Consider the following 21,206-nt stretch of genomic DNA (forward strand, 5'->3'; position numbering starts at 1 on the left):
GGCGGTGCGTACCTGTTCCGCACAGCATGCCGCACAGACGAGTCGGCAACAACTATTGACGACAACAATGATTGTCTTTAGCTTCGATCTCGTACTGCTTCGATCTCGCAGCCGTCCTGCCTTCCGCAGGTGATCCGTTTCCCGAAGGGACCGTCGTGCCCAGCATCGATCTCACCGGCAAGGTCGCCGTCGTCACCGGCTCCGGCCGTGGCCTCGGCCTGGCCTATGCGCACGCCCTGGCCGCCGCCGGCGCCTCCGTGGTCGTCAACGACGTGGACGCCGACGTCGCCGAGCAGGCCGTCAAAGCGATCACCGAGGCGGGCGGCACCGCCGTGGCCGAGGTGGTCCCGGTCGGCACCACCGAGGCCGCGGACCGGCTGGTGGGCCGCGCGGTGGCGGAGTTCGGCCGCCTCGACATCCTGGTCACGAACGCGGGCATCCTCCGGGACAAGGTCCTGTGGAAGATGACCGACGAGGACTTCGACGCGGTGATCACCACCCACCTCAAGGGCACCTTCACCTGCGCCCGCGCCGCCGCCGTACACATGCGCGAGCAGGGCGAGGGCGGCACGCTGATCCTGGTCGGCTCCCCGGCCGGACAGCGCGGCAACTTCGGCCAGACGAACTACGCCGCCGCCAAGGCCGGCATCGCCGCGATGGCCCGTACGTGGTCGATGGAGCTGGGCCGCGCGGGCATCACCGTCAACGCGATCGTGCCGGTGGCCGCGACCGCGATGACCGAGACCATCCCGGCCTTCGCGCCCTACATCGAGGCCATGCGCGGCGGCGAGCCGCTGCCGGAGTTCCTCCGCAAGGGCGAGGGCTTCGGCACCCCCGAGGACTGCGCCGTCCTCGTCCCCTTCCTGGCCTCCGAGGCCGCCCGCGGCGTGACCGGCCAGGCCATCGGCATCGGCGGCGACAAGGTGGCCCTGTGGTCCCACCCCCAGGAGATCAAGGCGGCGTACGCTGACGGTGGCTGGACCCCCGACTCCCTCGCCGACGTCTGGCCGGCCTCGCTGGGCGCCGAGCCGCAGTCGGTCGGCATCCCCGCCCCGAAGTTCCCGGAGGCGTGATCCATGACGAACATCGATGTCGAGGAACTCGTCGCGATCGACGTCCACACCCACGCCGAGGTCTCCTCCAAGGGCACCTCCTCCCTGGACGACGACCTGCACGAGGCCTCCAGCGCCTACTTCAAGGTCGAGGGCAATCGGAAGCCGACCCTGGAGGAGACGGCCGCCTACTATCGCGAGCGGAAGATGGCCGCCGTGATCTTCACGGTCGACGCCGAGTCCGCCACCGGCACCGCGCCCGTCCCGAACGAGGAGGTCGCCGAGGCCGCCGCCGCCAACGCGGACGTGCTGATCCCCTTCGCCTCCATCGACCCCTTCCGCGGCAGGGCGGGCGTCAAGCAGGCCCGTCGCCTGGTCGAGGAGTACGGGGTGAAGGGCTTCAAGTTCCACCCCAGCATCCAGGGCTTCTTCCCCAACGACAGGTCAGTCGCGTACGAGCTGTACGAGGTGATCGAGGAGACCGGCACCATCGCTCTCTTCCACACCGGGCAGACGGGCATCGGCGCGGGCGTCCCGGGCGGCGGCGGGATCAGGCTCAAGTACTCCAACCCCCTGCACGTGGACGACGTGGCCGCGGACTTCCCGCACCTCAAGATCATCCTGGCGCACCCGTCGTTCCCGTGGCAGGACGAGGCCCTCGCGGTCGCCACCCACAAGCCCGGCGTCCACATCGATCTGTCCGGCTGGTCGCCGAAGTACTTCCCGCCGCAGCTCGTGCAGTACGCGAACACGCTGCTCAAGGACAAGGTGCTGTTCGGTTCCGACTACCCGGTCCTCACCCCGGACCGCTGGCTGGCCGACTTCGCCAAGCTCTCCATCAAGGACGAGGTCAGGCCGAAGATCCTCAAGGAGAACGCGGCCCGGCTGCTCGGGCTGACGAAGCCGTAGCGGACAGCCAAGTGCAACGAAGGACAGAGGCACCCCATGTGCGATGAAGGACAGGGGCACGGACATGCGTAACGAGGGACTGGGGTCGTGGCCCGCACGCCGGGCCCGCAAGACCCCGCACCGCACCGCCCTGATCCACGGCGACACGACGGTCACCTACGCCGGGCTGTACGAGCGCACCACCCGCCTCGCGCACGCCCTGCGCGACTCCGGGGTGCGCCGCGGCGACCGGATCGCCTACCTCGGCCCGAACCACCCCTCCTACCTGGAGACACTGTTCGCAGCGGGCACCCTCGGGGCGGTCTTCGTCCCGCTCAACACCCGCCTCGCCGGACCCGAAATCGCCTACCAGCTCACGGACTCCGGCGCGAAGGCCCTCGTGTACGGGCCGACGTTCGCCGGCCTCGTCGCGGGACTGCCGGGCAACAGCGACGTGCGTACGTACGTCGAAGTGGGCGCCGAATACGACCAGTTGCTCGGCGCGGCCTCCGACGAGGCGATCGACGAACCCGTCACCCCCGACGACACCTGCATCATCATGTACACCTCGGGCACGACAGGCCGGCCCAAGGGCGCGATGCTCACCCACGGCAACCTGACGTGGAACGCGGTCAACGTCCTGGTCGACCAGGACGTGATCACCGACGAACGCGCCCTGGTCTCCGCCCCGTTGTTCCACACGGCCGGGCTGAACATGCTCACCCTGCCGGTCCTCCTCAAGGGCGGCACCTGCGTCCTGGTCGAGGCCTTCGACCCCGAGGCGACCTTCGACCTGATCGAACGGCACCGGATCACCTTCATGTTCGGCGTGCCCACCATGTTCGAGCACGTGGCCCGCCATCCGCGCTGGGCCGACGCCGACCTGTCCTCCCTGCGGATGCTCAGCTGCGGCGGCTCACCCGTACCGACCCCGCTCATCGCCGCCTACCAGGAGCGGGGCCTCACCTTCCTCCAGGGCTACGGCATGACCGAGGCCTCGCCCGGCGTGCTGTTCCTGGACGCCGAGCACGCGGTGAGCAAGGCGGGTTCGGCGGGCGTGCCGCACTTCTTCAGCGACGTCCGTGTCGTACGGCCCGATCTCGCCCCCGCCGAGATCGGCGAGACCGGGGAAGTGGTCGTACGCGGGCCGCACGTCATGCCCGGCTACTGGGGGCTGCCCGACGAGACCGCGGCCGTGTTCCACGACGGCTGGTTCCGCAGCGGGGACGCCGCCCGGATCGACGAGGACGGCTATGTCACCATCGTCGACCGCATCAAGGACATGATCATCTCGGGCGGGGAGAACATCTACCCCGCCGAGATCGAGGACCAGTTGCTCGCCCACCCCGACATCGTCGAGTGCGCGGTCATCGGCGTGCCCGACGAGAAGTGGGGCGAGGTGCCGCGTGCGGTCGTCGTGCCCCGCGAGGACGTCGAGCTCGACCCGGACGAGGTCCTCGCGTCCCTCGCCGGACGCCTCGCCAAGTACAAGATCCCGAAGTCGGTGGTGCTCGCGGACGAACTGCCGCGGACGGCCTCCGGCAAGCTCCTCAAGTCCCGTGTCCGCAAGCGGTACGGCACCAACTCCTAGTCGAAGGACGACACATGAGCATCACCGCGAACGGCATCGACGAGCTCAAGAAGCTCGCAGGCAGCGACCTCGGCACCAGCGAGTGGATCGAGGTCACCCAGGAGCGCATCAACACGTTCGCCGACGCCACCGGTGACCACCAGTGGATCCACGTCGACGAGGAGAAGGCCAAGGAGGGGCCGTTCGGCGCGCCCATCGCGCACGGCTATCTCACGCTCTCCCTCTTCATCCCGCTCTTCACCGAGCTGCTGGACGTCCAGGGCGTCACCACGAAGGTCAACTACGGCCTCAACAAGGTGCGCTTCCCCTCACCGGTGAAGGTCGGCTCCCGCATCCGCCTGGTCGCGAAGCTGGCGGACGTCGAGGACGTACCGGGGGGTGTGCAGATCACGGTCGACGGCACGATCGAGATCGAGGGCGCACCCAAGCCCGCGGCCGTGCTCCAGAGCCTGTCCCGCTTCTACGCGTGAGCGCTCCGCTGTGAGCGCCATTTCGTCTGCGGGTTCGTCGTGGCTGGTCGCGCAGTTCCCCGCGCCCCTATGGGGTGCGAACCGGCACCAGGTCGAGAAGTCGTTCCGCCGATTCCTTCGCGAGTGGGGTCAGTCGGGTGTACACCGTGCGGAACGTCTTCTCGGCCTGTTCGGCGGGCCAGTCGTCCGGCAGGTGCTTGACCGGCAGGCGCGGATCGCCCCGGATGATCTGCAGCCACTCCGTCGACAGGCGCAGCCGGAGCGCGAGCGCCTCGTCGGCGGCGGGCTCCGTCGTCTCCCAGTGCTGCCAGCGGCGCACGAACGCCTCGTAGCGCGTGGCCAGTTCGCCCAGTGCCCAGGTCTCCTCGATCATGGCGCCGATGTCCATGCCCGCGTCCGCGTGGGCGCGGAAGATCTTCACATGGGCGGACAGACCGAGCTCGGTGACGAGCGCGGAGACGTCGGCCTCGCCGGGCGCGATCCACAGTCCGCCGAACAGCGGGCCGAAGCCGCTCCAGGTCAACTGCGCGCGCAGATCGTGCCGTTGACGCTGCCAGGACTCCGGCAGCGAGAAGCCGAGCAGCGTCCAGGAGCCGTCCCACTGCCGGTTGACGGCCCCGTCCTCCCAGATCCGCTGCTCGCCGTCCCGCAGCACGGACTCCGAGCGCTCGGTCAGCCCGAAGTACATACGGCGTCCCTCGCGCTGCCGTCTGAGCAGATCGCGGCCCACCATGCGCGTCAGCGTCGAGCGGGTCGCGTGCTCGCCGACGCCCGCGCGCCCGAAGACGTCGATGACGCTCCCCGAGTACACGCAGACGTCACGGCCGAGCACCTGGTCGCCCAGGAACGACAGCATGAGGGACTGGGGCCGCAGCGCCTCGTCAGTGGTCACCGGCCCACGGTACGCCCGTCGATCAGCTCGTGACCAGGTAGTACGGGCGTACCGGCGGCCCCGGTACATGCGGCCCCGGACCGGCCTCACCGGTGGCCGGCGACCTCCACGAACACGGGGTTGGAGTAGAACCACGTGTCGAGCCACGGATCACCGTCGCCCGGCGCGTGCGGGATCGGCCCGTGCGGGTCGACCGACGCGCCCAGGTATCCGGCGCCGTGCCGGTTGCCGTCGCTGCCGCGCAGCCGCACGTAGAAGGACTCGTCCCCGGCGGTCAGCGGGATGCGCAGGGTGTACGTGCCCTTGCGGCCGGACACGTCCGCCGTGTGCACGACCTTGGTGGCCGGCGCCCGCCAGGTGTCCCGGTCGGCCGCCGGACCGCGCACCGCGCCGCGGATGACGTCCACGTGGGCCAGCTCGGGCAGGATGTCGTGCGGATTGGGCCGCGAGGCCGTCGTCACGGTCACGTTCAGGGTGAGCTTCTCGCCCTTGCGCACCCGCAGCCGACTGCCCAGGGTGACGCCCCGGCCGTGGTCGCAGTCCCGCTTCAGCCGTACGTCGAGACCGTCGAGCAGATGCCCGTGGTCGAGCCAGACCCGGCCCGCGCGCAGGCCCGCCATCACCGCGCGGTAGCCGTAGCGCGTCACGCCGACGTGCGTGCGGCTGAACTGGCCGGGCCAGAAGTCGCCGCCCGGCTGCGGCTCGGTCGTGTTGACCGGGTCGGGCAGCCGGCCCGTGTTGTCGAAGTTCTGCCCCGGCAGCCAGTCGCCGTTCTTCCAGGTGTCGAACACCACCCGGTGCACATCGGAGTTGGTGGTGATCGTGAACAGCCTGCCCTCGGAGAGCATGGCGTCCCACATGCCGCCGACGGTCGCCGTCATCCAGTCGAAGCCGCCGTACGTGAGGTACGAGTCCGTCGGATAGGCGGGCCAGGAGTCCGCCGACGGCTTGTTCTCGTATTCGCCCCGTATCGACGTCGGACCGCGCCACCCGGGGATGGCACCGCCCTGCGCACCCGGCGCGCCCTCCATGCCGATCATGATCTCGGGGGCCGCGTCCCGCCAGTTCCGCATCTCGTGCGGGGAGTCGATGCCGAGGCGCATCGGGTGGTTGGCGAAGACCAGCACGTCGTCCACGTAGCCCGAACGGCGTTGCGCGGCAAGCCACTTGATGGCCTTGACGGCGTGCGCCTCGTTGCGCGGGGTGTCGGGGTGGGTGGGGCCGCCCGCCGTGTAGCCGAGCAGCTTGCCGTCGTAGGCCAGCTCGAACTGCGTGAGCAGGTCCACCTCGTGGCGGCCGGGCGCCGCGAAGATCGTGCAGTGCTCGGCGCCCGGGATGTACCACTCCAGGCCCTGGAAGATCAACTGACGCGGGTTCGCCGCACGGGCCTTGAGGATCTCCTCGTGCTCCAGCTTCGCCCCGTACTGGGCGTGCCCGAAGTTGGAGTGCTCGTTGAACACCATCCAGTCGAGGCCGTACTTGGCGCTCGCCTGCGCCAGTTGGGAGAACGTGTACTTCGCGTCGTGGCTGTAGACGGAGTGCACATGGTGGTCGCCGACGAGGTAGGCGAGGCGCGGGTCGTTGCCGCCGAAGCCCTTCGCGCTCGCCACGGCGGGCGTCGACAGCGACCCGGCGGCGAAGGCGGCGCCGAACAGGCCCGCACGGCGCATGAGTTGACGTCTGGACACGCCCTGCGCGTCCAGGGCGGCGGGGGAGACGGACGGATCTGCCCAGGCGGGCAGCTGCTGCTCGGTCATGGTCTGTGAGTCCCTCGGAGCTCGATGGATCAGTGGTTCATGAACGACGTGACGGGCAGGGCGCGTTCGACGATCCGCACGTCACCGAGCCGTCCGTGCAGGATCTGGTCGATCTTCCCGGCGTACTCGTAGCCGCCGAGCAGCCAGGGCAGGCCGACCGAGGTGATGCCGACGGACGACGCCTTCGGGTTGCGCACCACCGGGCAGCCCTGGACGTACAGAGTGGTGTGCCTTCCGTCGTTGACGACGGCGAGGTGCCACCACGTCTCCAGCGGTGTCTCCTGGCCCCAGTTGGTCGCGATTCCCTGCTGGTTGAGGGGGCGCATGGCCCACTGGGGCTCGCGGTCGTTCGACAGCGACAGCGTGGCGATGGGCTCGTCCGGGTCGTCGTCGGTCTTGCCCGCGGCACCGCCCGTACCGGTGCGGCCGAGCAGCCCGGCCCATGCATCACGCCCGGGATCCCAGTCGGCGGGCAGCCGGTAGAAGGCCTCGATGGTGTAACCCGCCTTGAAGGTGGCCGAGTTGAGCGGCGCGCCGTCGACCGTCCGCAGGTACGCGCCCTTCAGCGGGGGCTTGCCGCCGTGGAAGTCCAGGCTGCCGTGGCCCGGCTGGTCCGGGTGGTGGTCCGACGACCAGGTGAGCGAGCCGCCCGCGACCGTGACCAGGGAGAGGTCGTTGCCGCGCCCGGACGCGTCGCGGACCGTGCCGGTCACGGCGGCCCCGTCGGACTTCCCGTCGAAGCGCCAGTACGCGACCGTGCCCGGTATCAGCATCTTCGACGCGGGACGCGCCGGGCGCGCGGGCACCGGGGCGAAGCCGGCGAAGCGCTCCTCGAAGTCGATCCCGACCGAGAACCGGTCGGCGTCGCCGCTGAGTTCGCTCTCCTGGCGCTCCAGCTCGTTGAGCCCCTTCGCGGCCCGGCCGAGGATCCACGGCGACACCGTCTCCACGTCCACGGTGTTCCGGTCGAGGTCGAAGCGGTAGAGGCGGATCATCGCCGCGCCGCCGAAGTAACGGTTCTGATAGTTCGTCAGGTGCAGGTGGACGTCATGTCCCGCCGCGTTCTTGCGCGTTGCCCTGGCCGCGGGCCAGTAGTGGCCGTTGAGGGTGAGGAAGATCTGGTCGTGGTCCTCGATGAGCCGGTCCCACAGCTGCTGCCCGTACGAGGAGAGCGAGTCGTCCTGGTCGACCAGTTCGTGCGTCGTCAGGATCACCGGAGTCCTCGGGTGCCGGGCGATGACGTCCTCGGCCCACGCGAAGCCCTTCGCCGACAGCCGCCAGTCCAGCGCGAGCACCATCCACTCCCGCCCGGCGGCCCGGAAGAGGTGGAAGGTGTTGTACCCGTCCGGGGAGGCGCCCCCGTACGTGGACCTGCCCCTGAAGCGGTCCGGGCCGAAGACGTCCAGGTACGGGCTCGGGCCGCGCTGGTCGTCCGTCGACGACTTCACGTCGTGGTTGCCCGCCAGGACGCTGTAGCCGACGCCCTGCCGGTCGAGCAGCCGGAAGGCGTCGCCGATCGCCGCGCACTCCGCCTTCGCGCCGTTCTGCGTGAGGTCGCCGAGGTGGGACAGGAACACGATGTTCTCGTCGCGCCCGTGCTCCAGCAGATAGCGCAGGGATGCCTCGACGGGGGCCTTGTCGATGCTGGGCCCGTCGAAGAGGTACTGCGTGTCGGGCATAACGGCGAGCGTGAAGCGGCGGCTGTCGGGGTCGGGTCTCCAACGGGCCTTCGAGCCCGGCACCGCCTGTGTGGTGGCCGCCGGCAGCGCGACCGCCGCCGTGGCCACGCCGATCAGCGCGGTCGCCCGCAGGAAGTTCCGTCGCCCGGCGCCGGCCTGCTCGGCCTCGCAGAGGGTCTGGTCGTGCTCATGCGAAGTACACACGTCTGCTCCGTGAAAGGGGGATGCGTGGCTTGCGGAAACGGGGATCAGAGCACGCGCAGCGTCCAGGCCCAGTGGTGGGTGCCCGGTGCGACGAGGTACTCGGCAGTGGTGTCGGGGCCGCACGACGCCGTGCCGAGCCCCCGGTGCGCGGTGTCGAGGTGCACGACACAGCCGGGCCGCGGCACCAGCTCGTCGTGGTGCGCGGCAGCCGCCAGATCCTCGGCCCGGTACCGGTTGACGGAGACCTGCCCCGGCGCCCCGAGCTCCACGGTCAGCCCCGTGGCGTCCGGCGCCGACAGCGTGAACCGCCGCACACCGTGCCGGCCGCCGCTCTCCTGTGGCCGCAGATAAGGAGTGAACAGCTCGTCCACCGGGAGGGAGTGGTGTCCCACGGGCGCGCCCGTTCTCCGGTCCGGGTAGGACTCCCAGGGGCCCTGCCCGTACCAGTCCAGGACGTCGAGCCCGGGGACCGTCTCGAAGACCGTGCCGACGCGGGCCACGTCGTCGAGGCCCTGAGGCAGTTCGGCCGACTCCTCGACCCGGAGGCCGCTGGCGACCGGGGTGAACACCTGCTCGTGGCGGACGGGTCCGGCCCCGGTCGCGTACTCGGCGACCACGACGACCCGGGGGCCCTCCTCGCGGACGTCCACGACCTTGCGTACGAGCTCGTCGAGCCCCCAGTCGTGCCAGCGGGCCGCCATGCCGCCCAGTTCGTCGTTGTCGGTGGGCGCCCGCCACAGCGAGAGCACGGGCGCGGCGGTCAGCAGCGGGTGGACCAGCAGCGCGTCGGCGTCCAGCGTGACGGCCGGGCCGGGGGCGGGCTCCGGCGTCGGGTCGGCGACGGCCTCGCCCAGCCGGACCTGCGGCAGGCACACCTCGGTGCCGAGCGGCGCCCAGGCCTCGTCGTCCGCGGTGACGACCCGCAGGGTCAGCCAGGACTCGCCCTCGGGAACGGGGAACGGCAGCGGTACTGCCGCGGACTCGCCCGGCAGTACGTCGGGCAGCTCGGCCGGTGCCGTCACCGTGGAGCCGTCCGCGAGGGCCAGATGCCACTCGGCGGCCAGCCATTCCAGGCCCCGGAAATGCTGCCGGTTGTGGACCAGGAGCACGCCCTGGCCGTAGGTGAGGCGGACCGGCGCCGCGATCTCCCGGTGCTCGTACATCACGGGCTTGGGCGTGCGGTCCGGGAACACCACGCCGTCGGCGATGAACGCCCCGTCGTGGATGGTCTCGCCGAAGTCGCCGCCGTAGGCCCAGCGATGGCCGGGCGCGGCGACTCCGTGCTCGTACAGCCCGGCGCCCCCACGCCCGGCAGGTCTTCCGTCGTTCACACGCTGGAGAATGCCGTGGTCCCAGAACTCCCAGATGAAGCCGCCCTGAAGACCTGGGGTGGACTCGATGGCGGCCCAGGTGTCGGCGAGTGTGCCGTTGCTGTTGCCCATGGCGTGCGAGTACTCGCACTGGATGATCGGTTTGGTCTGCTTCCCCGACCGGGCGTGCGCGACACAGTCCTCGATCGGCGCGTACATCGGGCAGGCGATGTCGGAGGCGACCGTGAGGTCGGCCCAGTCGAGCTTGGCCGCGCCCTCGTACTGGATGGGCCGGGTCGGGTCGTGGCGCCGGACCCAGCCCGCCGCCGCGTCGTGGTTGGCGCCGTAGTCGGACTCGTTGCCGAGCGACCAGATGATGACCGACGGGTGGTTCTTGTCGCGCAGCACCATGCGCGAGACCCGGTCCACGAAGGCGGGCAGATAGCGGGGGTCGTCGGCGATCTCGTGGGCGTGGTCGTGCGACTCGATGTTCGCCTCGTCCACGACGTAGAAACCCAGCTCGTCGGCGAGGTCGTACAGCGTCGGGTCGTTCGGGTAGTGGGCGGTGCGGATCGCGTTGAAGCCGAAGCGCTTCATGACGACCAGGTCCGCGCGCATGTCGTCCGCGGTGACCGTGCGACCGGTCAGCGGGTGGAAGTCGTGCCGGTTCACGCCCCGGATGTAGACGCGCTCGCCGTTGACCAGCAGGTCCCGGCCGCAGATCTCGACGTCCCGGAACCCGACCCGGTGCTGCGAGGTGTCGGCGACCGAGCCGTCGGCCCGGTGCAGGCGCACGGTCAGGTCGTACAGCTCGGGCGTCTCGGCGGTCCACGGCCATACGTTCTCGACGGTGCCCCGCAGCCGGGCCTCGCCGAGGAAGTCGGACACCCGCATGTCCTCGGCGTTGAAGCGGTCGAACTCGGTGTCCTGGGCGAGGAGTTGGTCCTCCAGTGCCCCGGTGACGTACCACCCCTGGGGCAGCGGTCCCGCCGCGTCGCGCACCTTGCAGTCGACGCGGAGCCGCCCGTCCCGCCGGGCGCGTACGGTCACGTCCGCGAGATGCAGCGGATCGGTCGCGTACAGCAGCACCGAGCGGGTGATCCCGGCGTGCCACCACTGGTCCTGGTCCTCGATGTGCGAGGCGTCGGACCACTTCACGACGGTCAGCCGCACGGTGGCCGGGTCTCCGGGGCGTACGACGTCGGAGAGGTCGAACTCGGCCGCGAGGTGGGAGTCCTTGGAGATGCCGACCGGTTTGCCGTTCACATGGACCAGGAGCACGCTCTCGGCCGCGCCGACCTGGAGGACGATCCGGCGTCCGGCCCACTCGGCGGGGATGTCGACGGAACGCTCGTATATGCCCGTCGGGTTGGCGGCGGGCGAGGCGGGCGGGATCTCGCCCCACGGCATCTGCGCGTTGGTGTACTGCGGCAGGTCGTCGCCGCTCTGGGTGGTCCAGGTGCCCGGCACCTCGGTCCGCGTCCACTCGCCCGAGCAGCCCATGGGCGAGGGCAGCAGCTGGAAGTGCCAGGAGCCGTCCAGGGACAGTGCGCCGGAGCGCCGGTCCACCGCGTTCATGGCCAGCCGCCCCCAGGAGGTCACCTCGGGTGCCTCCCAGGGGCGCAGGGCGATCAGGTGATCGCGTCGCATCAGCGAATGGCTCCCTTGCCGAGGTCCGCGATGATCTGCTTGGCGCCGATCGCGAAGACGATCAGCAGCGGGATGAGGGCCAGGACCGCACCCGTCATGACCATCCCGTAGTCCGTGGTGCCGTGGACACCGTTGAGCTGGGACAGCGCGACCTGGAGGGTTACGTTGTCCGGGTTGGTGAGGGCGATCAACGGCCAGGCGTAGTCGTTCCACTGGCCCATGAAGGTGAAGATGCCGAGGAAGGCGAGACCGGGCCGGACGACCGGCAGCGCCACGTGCCAGTACTGGCGCATGAAGCTCGCCCCGTCGAGCTTGGAGGCGTCGAGCAGCTCGTCGTGGATCGCGCTCTTCATGTACTGGCGCATCCAGAAGATGCCGAACGCGTTCGCGGCGGCCGGCACTATCAGCGAGGTCATCGAGCCGATCCAGCCGAGCTTCGCCATGATCACGAACTGCGGGATGGCCTGCAGCTGAGCCGGCACCATGAAGATCATCATCATCATGGCGAACAGCACCCCCCGGCCCGGGAAGCTGAACTTCGCGAAGACGAACGCGGCCAGTGAGTCGAAGAAGAGCACGAGGACCGTCACCGAGGTGGCGACGAGCAGCGAGTTGAACATCGATCCGAAGAAGTCGATGCTGTCGAAGAGCTTGCTGAGGTTGTCGCCGAGGTGCGAGCCGGGCAGCAGCTTCGGCGGGTAGGAGAAGATCTCGGTCGACGAGTGCGTCGACATGATCACGGCCCAGTAGAACGGGAACGCGGAGAGCAGCACGCCGAGGATCAGTGAGACGTGGAGGGCGATGCCCCTGCGCCGGGTGCCCTCGATGCGCCTGTTCTTGCCGTGCCTGGCCTTGCCGGGCTCTGACTCGGTGGGCTTGACATCGGTGATTGTCATGGTGACGGGCCTCCCTAGTCTTCGCCCCGGCGCTGCACCAAGCGCCAGTTGATGATCGAGAAGATGACGACGACGAGGAAGATGCCCCAGGCCACGGCCGCGCCGTAACCGAAGTCGTTGTTGTCGAAGGTCTGCTGGAAGAAGTAGAGGACCATCGTCCGGCCGGCGTGGTCGGGACCGCCGGAGAACGTCGACTCGTTGGCCGTGGTCTGCAGCAGCACCTGGGGTTCGGAGAAGCTCTGCAGTCCGGTGACCGTCGAGATGACGAGGACGAAGAGCAGCACGGGCCGCATCATCGGGAGTGTGATCCGGAAGAAGGTCTGGACGGGCCCGGCGCCGTCGACGCGCGCGGCCTCGTACAGCTCACCGGGGATCGTCTGGAGTCCGGCGAGGAAGATGATCGCGTTGTAGCCGGTCCACTGCCAGGTCATCAGGGTGGCGATGGCGACCTTGATGCCCCAGGGGGTGTTCAGCCAGGCCACCTGGTCGAGTCCGACCGCCTGCAACAGGGCGTTCACCAGGCCGAAGTTGGTGGAGAAGACCGAGCCGAAGATGATCGCTACGGCCACCACCGAGGTGACGTTGGGCAGGAAGTACGCGAAGCGGTAGATCTTCTTGAAGCGGACCGCCGAGTTGAGCATCACGGCCGTCACCATCGCCAGGAAGATCATGGGGAAGGTGGCCAGCGCCCAGATGATGATCGTGTTGCCGATCGAACTCCAGAAGTCGGTGTCCGTCAGCAGGTACTTGTACTGCGACAGCCCGGCGTACTCCATCGAGCCCAGGCCGTCCCAGCGGTGGAACGACAGATACAGCGAGAAGCCGACCGGGATCAGACCGAAGGCGAGGAAGAGCAGATAGAAGGGGGAGATCGCGGCGTACAGCCGCCAGTAACTCAGGATGCCCTTCTTGGGGTTGGGGGAGGGCGGCTCCACGGCGGGCGCCGGGGGCTTCTCGACCAGGGGCACGGTAGCCATCAGTGACTCACCCCCAGGTGGTCCGCGATGCGCCGGCACTTGCTCATGGCGTCCCTCCAGGCCTTCTTGGGGTCCTTGCCGAGGACGCCGACGTTCTTGATCTCGTCCCTGATCGGCTGCCCGAGAGCCACGTCGAACGGGCTGTTGAAGGCGACCGGGATCTTCTCCGCGGCCGGCCCGTAGACGTCCATCGTGATCTGGTCGCCGAAGAACGGGTCGGGCTCGCGCAGCTTCTTCATGTCGTACGAGGCGGGGGTCGACGGGAAGAGTCCGGCGTCGACGAAGCCCTGGGCCTGGTTGTCCGCGTCGAGCAGCCAGGTGATGATCTCGAAGGCCTTCTCGGGTTCGCGGCACGCCTTGGTGATCGCCAGGAACGAACCGCCGACGTTCGACGGGCCGCCCGGACAGTTCGCGACCCGCCACCTGCCCTTGGTCTTCGGGTACTGGAGCTTGAGGTCGCCGGCCGCCCAGGAGGCGTTCAGCTGGCTGGGCAGGCGGCCCTTCTCGGTGGCCGAGATGGAGTCGGGGGTGCCCGTCACGAGGTCGGAGACGATCCCGCGCCGCTTGGCCTCCACCGCACGGTCCCAGCAGACGCGTACGTGCTCGCCGTCGCCGATGAAGTGCTTGTCCCGGTTCACGAACCGGGTGGTCCCCTGGCCGATCGACATCTCGAAGACGCTGCCGACGTCGGTCAGGATGTACGTGCCGGGGATGCGCTTCTTGAGCTGTTCACCGGCCGCGAAGAACTTGTCCCAGGTGTTCATCTCCGAGGAGACGTCGTCCGGTTCGTACGCCAGCCCGGCCTTCTCGTAGACCGCCGGCTGGTAGTACTGCACGACCGGGCCCACGTCGATGGGGAAGCCGATGAGGCTGCCGTCCGGTGCGACCGCCTGCTGCCACTTCCAGTCCAGGTACTGGCTCTTGAGCTTCTCGGCGCCGAGGGTTCGCAGATCGACGAACTGGTCGGCGTTCGGCAGATAGGACGCCATGTCCTCGCCCTTGAGCCCCGCGATGTCGGGGATGTGGGCCTGGCCGGTCATCGTGGTGATCAGCTTGGAGCGGTAGTAGCCGCCGATCTGGATCGCGTCCAGGTCGACCGACGAGTCGTAGCGCGCCTTGGCCTTCTTGACGACGGTGTCGCTCAGTCCGCCGCTCCAGTACCACAGGACCATGTTCCGGCCGGTCGAGCCGGTCGGTACGGCGCAGCCGGACGCCAGGCCGCCGAGCGCCGTGGCGGCCGTACCGGCCAGACCCGCGCGGAGCAGGCCCCTTCGTGAGAGCCGCACAGCTCCCACCGCCTTTCGGATGTGTTCGGTCTTCGCATCAGGGGAGATCGGGAATGCCGTGGGGGGCGGGTGGGGTCACCGGGGCGTGGGGGACCGGCGGGCCGGGTTCCGCGGGCATGCGGTCGGCCAGGAAGCCGTACGCACGCCGCAGTTCGGTGGTTTCGCTGTTCTCGGCGTGCTCGGTGTTCCGGACCGACTGCCACCACTGGTGAACGCCGTACCAGCCCGGCGCGGCGAGAGCCCCGCCGTGCCGCTGTACGGACAGTCCGGCGGCCAGCACCGCGAAGCGCAGCCGCTCTTCGAGGGGCCACCCTTCGAGGGAGGCTGCGACGAAACTCGCGCCGAAGACGTCTCCGGCACCCGTCGCGTCCAGCACCTCGGTGGCGAGGGCGGGTACGTCGGCGTACTCGCCCGTCGTCTGGTCGACCGCGATCGCGCCGTCGCCGCCGCGCGTGACCACGGCCACCGGCACCAGCTCGGAGAGCTTGGAGAGCGCGTCGGCCGCGGTGTCGGTGCGGGTGTACGCCATCGCCTCGGTGTCGTTCGGGACGAAGGCGTGGCACAGGGCGAGCTGGTCGAGGAGGGCCGAGGACCACTGCTGGGTGGGATCCCAGCCGACGTCCGCGAAGATCTTCGTACCGTTCGCCGCCGCCTTGGCGAGCCACTCGCGGGGTTCGGCCTCGATGTGCACGAGGGCGGTGCGCGCGGCGGGCGGGTCACCCATGAGCGCGTCCTGCGAGTACGGGGGTTCCTGGCCGTGGGTGACCAGGGCACGGTCGTGGCCGTACGCGATCGAGACGGTGACCGGGGTGTGCCAGCCGTCCGCGGTACGGGAGAGCGAGAGGTCGATGTGCTCCTGCTCCGCGAGGACCTCACGGCAGTGGGCGCCGTAGTAGTCGTCGCCGAACACCGTGGCCAGGGACGTCCTCAGGCCGTAGCGGGCCGCGGCCACGGCCAGGTTCGCTATCCCGCCCGGGCTCGTGCCCATCCCGTCGGTCCAGATCTCCTCGCCGGGGGTCGGCGGCTTGCCCAGACCGGTCAGGACGAGGTCGTAGAAGAGCAGCCCGGTCAGCAGCACATCGGGCCGCGCGTCGGGCCGTTCGTCACCCACGAGCGCATCCTCTCGTCAAAACTCTTCACTTTCGATGCACGGGATCGTGTTTCGGTGGACAGGATCGTGCGCGCCTCCGGCTGATTTGGCAAGAGTCGAGCAGAACTGAGCATAGAAATGATTGCGAATGACGAGTACTGTTCAGCGCGTGCTGGCAGAGCGACGACATCAACTCATCCTGCGGGCCCTGCGAAACGGGGGCCCCGCAGCCGTCACCGACCTCTCGGAGCAGCTGGGCGTGAGCCCCGCCACAGTCCGGCGTGACCTGCTCAAACTGGAGGAGGAGGGGCTGCTCACCCGCGTGCACGGCGGGGCGGTCGCCGAGGAGGGCGACCAGCCCTTCGCCGAGGTCGCCGAGGTGCGCGTGGCCGAGAAGGACGCCATAGCCGAACGCGCCGCCGCCATGGTCGAGGACGGCCAGTCGGTGCTGCTCGACATCGGCACCACCGCGTACCGGCTGGCCCGGCAGCTGCACGGCCGCCGGATCACCGTGATCACCAGCAACCTCGTGGTCTACGAGGAGCTGGTGGACGACGAGGGCATCGAACTGGTGCTGCTCGGCGGCATGGTCCGCCGCGAGTACCGCTCACTGGTCGGCTTCCTCACCGAGGACAACCTGCGTCAGCTGCACGCGGACTGGCTCTTCCTCGGCACCAGTGGAGTGCGCCCCGGCGGGCAGGTGATGGACACGACGGTCGTCGAGGTGCCGGTCAAGCGGGCCATGATCAAGGCGGCCGAGCGGGTCGTCCTGCTCGCCGACCGCGCAAAGTTCCCGGGTACGGGCATGGCCAAGGTCTGCGGGCCCGAGGAACTGGACGTGGTGGTGACCAACGGACCGGCGGACGCCGGGACGCGGTCCGCCCTGGAGGAGGCGGGCGTGCGCGTGGTGCTGACGTGAACGGCGTGCGCGCCGGTTCACGGACATCGAGGAGCTCAAGAGCCTCGACGAACATCGAAAGGGCAGTTGCGTGAAGCTGACGATTCTGGGCGGCGGCGGATTCCGGGTGCCGCTCGTGTACGGGGCGCTCCTCGGGGACCGCGGCGAGGGCCGCGTCACCGACGTCGTGCTGCACGACCTGGACGCGGGACGGCTCTCCGCCGTCGCCCGCGTCCTCGCCGAGCAGGCCGCGGACGTCCCCGACGCACCGACCGTGACCGCCACCACCGATCTCGACGAAGCGCTGCGCGGCGCCGACTTCATCTTCTCCGCGATCCGCGTCGGCGGCCTCGAAGGCCGCGCGGCCGACGAGCGCGTCGCCCTCGACCAGGGCGTCCTCGGCCAGGAGACGGTCGGCGCCGGCGGCATCGCGTACGGACTGCGCACGGTGCCCGTCGCCGTGGACATCGCCCGGCGCGTGGCCCGGCTCGCGCCCGACGCCTGGCTCATCAACTTCACCAACCCGGCGGGCCTGGTCACCGAGGCCATGTCCCGCCACCTCGGCGACCGCGTCATCGGCATCTGCGACTCGCCGGTCGGCCTCGGCCGCCGCATCGCCCGGGTGCTCGGCGCCAACCCGCGCGAGGCCTGGATCGACTACGTCGGCCTCAACCACCTCGGCTGGGTCCGCGGCCTGCACGTCGCCGGACGCGACGAACTCCCGCGGCTGCTCGCCGACCCGGACCTCCTCGGCTCCTTCGAGGAGGGCAAGCTCTTCGGCACCGAGTGGCTCCAGTCGCTCGGCGCGATCCCGAACGAGTACCTGCACTACTACTACTTCAACCGGGAAGCCGTCCGCGCCTACAGCGAGGCCGAGAAGACCCGCGGCGCGTTCCTCCGCGACCAGCAGGAGCACTTCTACGAGGAGATGAAGCGCCCGGACGCTTCCGCCCTCACCGCCTGGGACCGTACGCGCGCCGAGCGCGAGGCCACGTACATGTCGGAGAACCGGGAGACGGCCGGCGCGGGCGAACGTGACGCCGACGACCTCTCCGGCGGCTACGAGAAGGTGGCGCTCGCCCTGATGCGGGCCATCGCCCGCGACGAGCGCACCACGCTGATCCTCAACGTCCGGAACCAAGGCACCCTCTCGGTGCTCGACGCGGACGCCGTCATCGAGGTGCCCTGCCTCGTCGACGCCAACGGTGCCCACCCCGTCGCCGTCGCCCCGCTCCCGGACCACGCGACCGGCCTCGTCTGCGCGGTGAAGGCCGTGGAGCGCGAGGTGCTCGCCGCCGCCGAGTCGAGTTCCCGCGCGACGGCCGTGAAGGCCTTCGCCCTGCACCCGCTCGTCGACTCCGTGAACGTCGCCCGCAGGCTGGTCGACGGATACACCGGGGCACATCCCGGCTTGGCGTACCTTGAGTAAGCGCTTTCCCCGCTACCTGGAGACTTGAGATGCACGACGAACGCCGCCGGATCGAAGAGCGCGTCCAGCGCGTACACGACCAGCGCATCAAGACCGCGATCTACGCCGCCTCCGTACCCTTCGAGGTCGAGGCCTGGCAGGCACCGGGGGAGCCCGTCCCCTTCGAGGAGGCCGCGTCCGCCTCGTACGAGCCCTTCGCGATGGACACCCCCTGGGGACCGCCCTGGGGCACCACCTGGTTCCGGATGCGCGGACAGGTTCCCGCCGAGTGGGCGGGCAAGCGCGTCGAGGCCGTCATCGACCTCGGCTTCATCGGCGACTGGCCGGGCAACCAGGCCGAGGCGCTCGTCCACCTCACGGACGGCACCCCGCTGAAGGCCGTCAACCCGCTCAACCAGTACGTGGCGATCGCCAACCCCGCCGTCGGCGGCGAGCGGATCGACTACCTGGTCGAGGCGGCCTCCAACCCGGACATCCTCGCCGACAACTTCTCCAAGATCACGCCCATGGGCGACAAGCTCACCGCGGGCGACAAGCCGATCTACACCTTCCAGCGCGCCGACATCGCCGTCCTGGACGAGGAGGTCTGGCACCTCGACCTCGACGTCCAGGTGCTGCGCGAACTGATGCTGGAGCTGGGCGAGCACGACCCGCGCCGGCACGAGATCATGCACACCCTGGACCGGGCCCTGGACCTGCTGGACCTCGACGACGTCTCCGGCACGGCGGCGGACGTACGGGCCGCGCTCGAGCCCGCGCTGTCCAAGCCCGCCAACGCCAGCGCCCACATCGTCTCCGGCGTCGGCCACGCGCACATCGACTCCGCCTGGCTCTGGCCCATCCGCGAGACCAAGCGCAAGACGTCCCGCACCTTCTCGAACGTCACCTCGCTCGCCGACGAGTACGACGACTTCATCTTCGCCTGCTCGCAGGCCCAGCAGTACGAGTGGGTGCGCGACAACTACCCCAAGGTCTGGGCCCGTATCCAGGAGTCCGTCAAGAAGGGCCAGTGGGCGCCGGTCGGCGGTATGTGGGTCGAGGCCGACGGCAACCTGCCCGGCGGCGAGGCCGTGGCCCGGCAGCTCATCCACGGCAAGCGGTTCTTCATCGAGCACTTCGGCGTCGAGACCAAGGGCGTCTGGCTGCCGGACTCCTTCGGCTACACCGCGGCCTACCCGCAGCTCGCCAAGCTGGCCGGCAACGAGTGGTTCCTCACCCAGAAGATCTCCTGGAACCAGACCAACAAGTTCCCCCACCACACCTTCTGGTGGGAGGGCATCGACGGCACGCGGATCTTCACGCACTTCCCGCCGGTCGACACCTACAACGCCCGCTTCAGCGGCGAGGAGATGGCCCGAGCCACCCGCAACTACCAGGAGAAGGGCGCAGCCACGCGCTCGCTGGCCCCCTTCGGCTGGGGCGACGGCGGCGGCGGCCCCACCCGAGAGATCATGGAACGGGCGCGCAGGCTGGCCGACCTGGAAGGCTCACCCAAGGTCGTCGTCGAGCACCCCGACGAGTTCTTCGCCAAGGCCCGCGAGGAGTACCCGGACGCCCCGGTCTGGGTCGGCGAGCTCTACCTGGAGCTGCACCGGGCCACCTACACCTCGCAGGCCCGCACCAAGCAGGGCAACCGCAGGAGCGAACACAGGCTCCGCGAGGCCGAGTTGTGGGCCACGACGGCCGCGCTGCACGCACCGGGCTACGCCTACCCGCACGAGAAGCTCGACCGGCTCTGGAAGACGGTCCTGCTCCACCAGTTCCACGACATCCTGCCCGGCTCGTCGATCGCCTGGGTGCACCGCGAGGCGGAGGCCGAGTACGCGCGCGTCGCGGTCGAGGTCGAGGAGCTGACCGCCGAGGCGGTCACCGCACTCGGCACGGGCGGCACCCGCGTCTTCAACACCAGCCCGGTCGAGCGCCGGGAGGTCGTACGGACCGCCGACGGCACCCTCGCGCACACCGTCGTCCCCGCGAACGGCAGCGCACCCCTCGGCACCGGCGACGCACCCGAGCCGGTGACGGTCGCCGGCCGCGTCCTCGACAACGGCCTGGTCCGCGTCGAGGTCGCCGAGGACGGCACCCTGGCCTCCGTACGCGATCTGCGTGCCGGCGGCCGTGAGGTCCTCGCCGACACGGGCAACCTGCTCCGCCTGCACACGGACCTTCCCAACTACTGGGACGCGTGGGACGTCGACAAGCACTACAAGAACCGCTACACGGACCTCCTGGACGCGGAGTCGGTGACCGTGGTCGAGGAGGACCCGCTGCTGGGCGCGATCCGCGTGGAGCGCTCCTTCGGCAAGGGCTCGCGCATCACCCAGACGATCAGCCTGCGCGCAGGCAGCCCCCGTATCGACTTCGAGACGGACATCGACTGGCACGAGGCCGAGAAGTTCCTCAAGGCGGGCTTCCCGGTGGACGTCCGGGCCGCCCACTCGTCCGCCGAGATCGCGTTCGGCCACATCCAGCGGCCCACGCACACCAACACCAGCTGGGAGTCCGCCCGCTTCGAGGTCTCCGGCCACCGCTGGGTCCACATCGGCGAACCGGGCTACGGCGTCGCGGTGATCAACGACTCCACCTACGGCCACGACGTCACCCGCACGGTCCGCGAGGACGGCGGCACGACCACCACGGTCCACCTCAGCCTGGTCCGCGCCCCGCGCATCCCGGACCCGGAGGCCGACCAGGGCAAGCACCGCTTCACCTACGCGCTGCTGCCGGGCGCGACCATCGAGGACGCGGTCGCCGAGGGCTACTCGCTCAACCTGCCGCTGCGGGTGGCGGACTCGGCGGGCACCCCCGAGCCGGTCGTGTCCGTGGACGGCGGCGGGGGCGTGACCATCGAGTCGGTCAAGCTCGCCGACGACGCCTCGGGCGATGTCGTCGTACGCGTCTACGAGTCCCTCGGCGGCCGGGCCCAGGGCACCCTGCGCACGGGCTTCCCGCTCGCGGGCGCCCAGCTCACCGATCTCCTGGAACGCCCGCTGACCAGCGCGGAGACGGACGGCGACAGTGTGTCCGTCACCCTGCGGCCCTTCGAGATCCAGACGCTGCGCCTGGCTGTGGGGAACCGGTGACCACGCTTCCCATGAAGAATTAAGGAAGCGGTAAGACGCCTGGTCACGGCGGGT

15 protein-coding genes are annotated in these 21,206 nt (G+C 69.8%); 7 read left to right on the top strand and 8 right to left on the bottom strand.

Features of this window, described 5'->3' with window-relative positions; translation table 11 throughout:
- The first annotated feature begins 155 nt into the window (after positions 1-155).
- The 4 genes from ACN20J_RS41025 (at position 156) to ACN20J_RS41040 (ending at position 4,001) form a co-directional block, all read left to right on the top strand.
- The gene (locus ACN20J_RS41025) at positions 156-1,073 is read left to right on the top strand and encodes an SDR family oxidoreductase (protein WP_190227324.1); all 918 of its coding nucleotides are present in this window, start codon (positions 156-158) and stop codon (positions 1,071-1,073) included.
- Positions 1,074-1,076: 3 nt separating this feature from the next.
- Complete coding sequence (locus ACN20J_RS41030) at positions 1,077-1,961, top strand: amidohydrolase family protein (RefSeq protein WP_190227325.1); 885 nt, start codon at positions 1,077-1,079, stop codon at positions 1,959-1,961.
- A gap of 64 nt (positions 1,962-2,025) precedes the next feature.
- A complete protein-coding gene (gene menE / locus ACN20J_RS41035) occupies positions 2,026-3,531 on the top strand; it encodes an o-succinylbenzoate--CoA ligase (RefSeq protein ID WP_419667913.1) in 1,506 nt (501 codons plus the stop codon).
- A 14-nt stretch (positions 3,532-3,545) separates the two neighbouring features.
- Positions 3,546-4,001 (top strand): MaoC family dehydratase, encoded by a 456-nt coding sequence (locus tag ACN20J_RS41040; protein ID WP_190227327.1) that lies wholly within the window; start codon positions 3,546-3,548, stop codon positions 3,999-4,001.
- 67 nt (positions 4,002-4,068) lie between these two features.
- On the opposite strand, the gene ACN20J_RS41045 is transcribed toward ACN20J_RS41040, so the two are convergent.
- From ACN20J_RS41045 to ACN20J_RS41080, 8 genes are all read right to left on the bottom strand, one after another.
- Positions 4,069-4,893 carry a PaaX family transcriptional regulator C-terminal domain-containing protein gene (locus ACN20J_RS41045; protein ID WP_361919844.1) on the bottom strand — a complete coding sequence of 275 codons (825 nt, stop codon included), beginning with the start codon at positions 4,891-4,893 and terminating at the stop codon, positions 4,069-4,071.
- 86 nt (positions 4,894-4,979) lie between these two features.
- A complete protein-coding gene (locus ACN20J_RS41050; RefSeq protein WP_419667914.1) occupies positions 4,980-6,650 on the bottom strand; it encodes a PHP domain-containing protein in 1,671 nt (556 codons plus the stop codon).
- A 29-nt stretch (positions 6,651-6,679) separates the two neighbouring features.
- Positions 6,680-8,533 carry a LamG-like jellyroll fold domain-containing protein gene (locus tag ACN20J_RS41055; protein WP_419667915.1) on the bottom strand — a complete coding sequence of 618 codons (1,854 nt, stop codon included), beginning with the start codon at positions 8,531-8,533 and terminating at the stop codon, positions 6,680-6,682.
- A gap of 44 nt (positions 8,534-8,577) precedes the next feature.
- Positions 8,578-11,493, bottom strand: coding sequence for a glycoside hydrolase family 2 TIM barrel-domain containing protein (locus ACN20J_RS41060; protein WP_419667916.1), 2,916 nt, complete (start codon positions 11,491-11,493; stop codon positions 8,578-8,580).
- Positions 11,493-12,389 (bottom strand): carbohydrate ABC transporter permease, encoded by an 897-nt coding sequence (locus ACN20J_RS41065; RefSeq protein ID WP_189839604.1) that lies wholly within the window; start codon positions 12,387-12,389, stop codon positions 11,493-11,495. The genes ACN20J_RS41060 and ACN20J_RS41065 overlap by 1 nt, the downstream gene beginning before the upstream one ends.
- Before the next feature lie 14 nt (positions 12,390-12,403).
- The gene (locus ACN20J_RS41070) at positions 12,404-13,366 is read right to left on the bottom strand and encodes a carbohydrate ABC transporter permease (protein WP_189839603.1); all 963 of its coding nucleotides are present in this window, start codon (positions 13,364-13,366) and stop codon (positions 12,404-12,406) included.
- Positions 13,366-14,652, bottom strand: a complete 1,287-nt coding sequence (locus ACN20J_RS41075; RefSeq protein WP_419667917.1) for an extracellular solute-binding protein — start codon at positions 14,650-14,652, stop codon at positions 13,366-13,368. Before ACN20J_RS41075 ends, ACN20J_RS41070 begins: the two co-directional genes overlap by 1 nt.
- A gap of 37 nt (positions 14,653-14,689) precedes the next feature.
- On the bottom strand, positions 14,690-15,763 hold the full coding sequence (locus ACN20J_RS41080) for a carbohydrate kinase family protein (protein WP_419667918.1): 1,074 nt from the start codon (positions 15,761-15,763) through the stop codon (positions 14,690-14,692).
- Positions 15,764-15,911: 148 nt separating this feature from the next.
- Between ACN20J_RS41080 and ACN20J_RS41085 the strand changes: the two genes are divergently transcribed.
- From ACN20J_RS41085 to ACN20J_RS41095, 3 genes are all read left to right on the top strand, one after another.
- Entirely contained in the window at positions 15,912-16,661 is a 750-nt protein-coding gene (locus tag ACN20J_RS41085) for a DeoR/GlpR family DNA-binding transcription regulator (protein ID WP_055614767.1), read from the top strand.
- Positions 16,662-16,731: 70 nt separating this feature from the next.
- Complete coding sequence (locus tag ACN20J_RS41090) at positions 16,732-18,069, top strand: 6-phospho-beta-glucosidase (RefSeq protein ID WP_360063776.1); 1,338 nt, start codon at positions 16,732-16,734, stop codon at positions 18,067-18,069.
- A gap of 29 nt (positions 18,070-18,098) precedes the next feature.
- Positions 18,099-21,152, top strand: coding sequence for an alpha-mannosidase (locus ACN20J_RS41095; protein ID WP_419667919.1), 3,054 nt, complete (start codon positions 18,099-18,101; stop codon positions 21,150-21,152).
- Positions 21,153-21,206: the final 54 nt, after the last annotated feature.

Source organism: Streptomyces sp. 2-1, assembly GCF_048564895.1.
In the GTDB taxonomy this organism is placed as follows: Bacteria; Actinomycetota; Actinomycetes; order Streptomycetales; family Streptomycetaceae; genus Streptomyces; species Streptomyces phaeochromogenes.

Bases quoted from the DNA above. Each gene is read 5' to 3' on its own strand.
- ACN20J_RS41030 (WP_190227325.1), top strand. From the start codon at position 1,077: ATGACGAACATCGATGTCGAGGAACTCGTCGCGATCGACGTCCACACC.
- ACN20J_RS41040 (WP_190227327.1), top strand. From the start codon at position 3,546: ATGAGCATCACCGCGAACGGCATCGACGAGCTCAAGAAGCTCGCAGGC.
- ACN20J_RS41065 (WP_189839604.1), bottom strand. From the start codon at position 12,389: ATGACAATCACCGATGTCAAGCCCACCGAGTCAGAGCCCGGCAAGGCC.
- menE (WP_419667913.1), top strand. From the start codon at position 2,026: ATGCGTAACGAGGGACTGGGGTCGTGGCCCGCACGCCGGGCCCGCAAG.
- ACN20J_RS41050 (WP_419667914.1), bottom strand. From the start codon at position 6,650: ATGACCGAGCAGCAGCTGCCCGCCTGGGCAGATCCGTCCGTCTCCCCC.
- ACN20J_RS41095 (WP_419667919.1), top strand. From the start codon at position 18,099: ATGCACGACGAACGCCGCCGGATCGAAGAGCGCGTCCAGCGCGTACAC.
- ACN20J_RS41060 (WP_419667916.1), bottom strand. From the start codon at position 11,493: ATGCGACGCGATCACCTGATCGCCCTGCGCCCCTGGGAGGCACCCGAG.
- ACN20J_RS41070 (WP_189839603.1), bottom strand. From the start codon at position 13,366: ATGGCTACCGTGCCCCTGGTCGAGAAGCCCCCGGCGCCCGCCGTGGAG.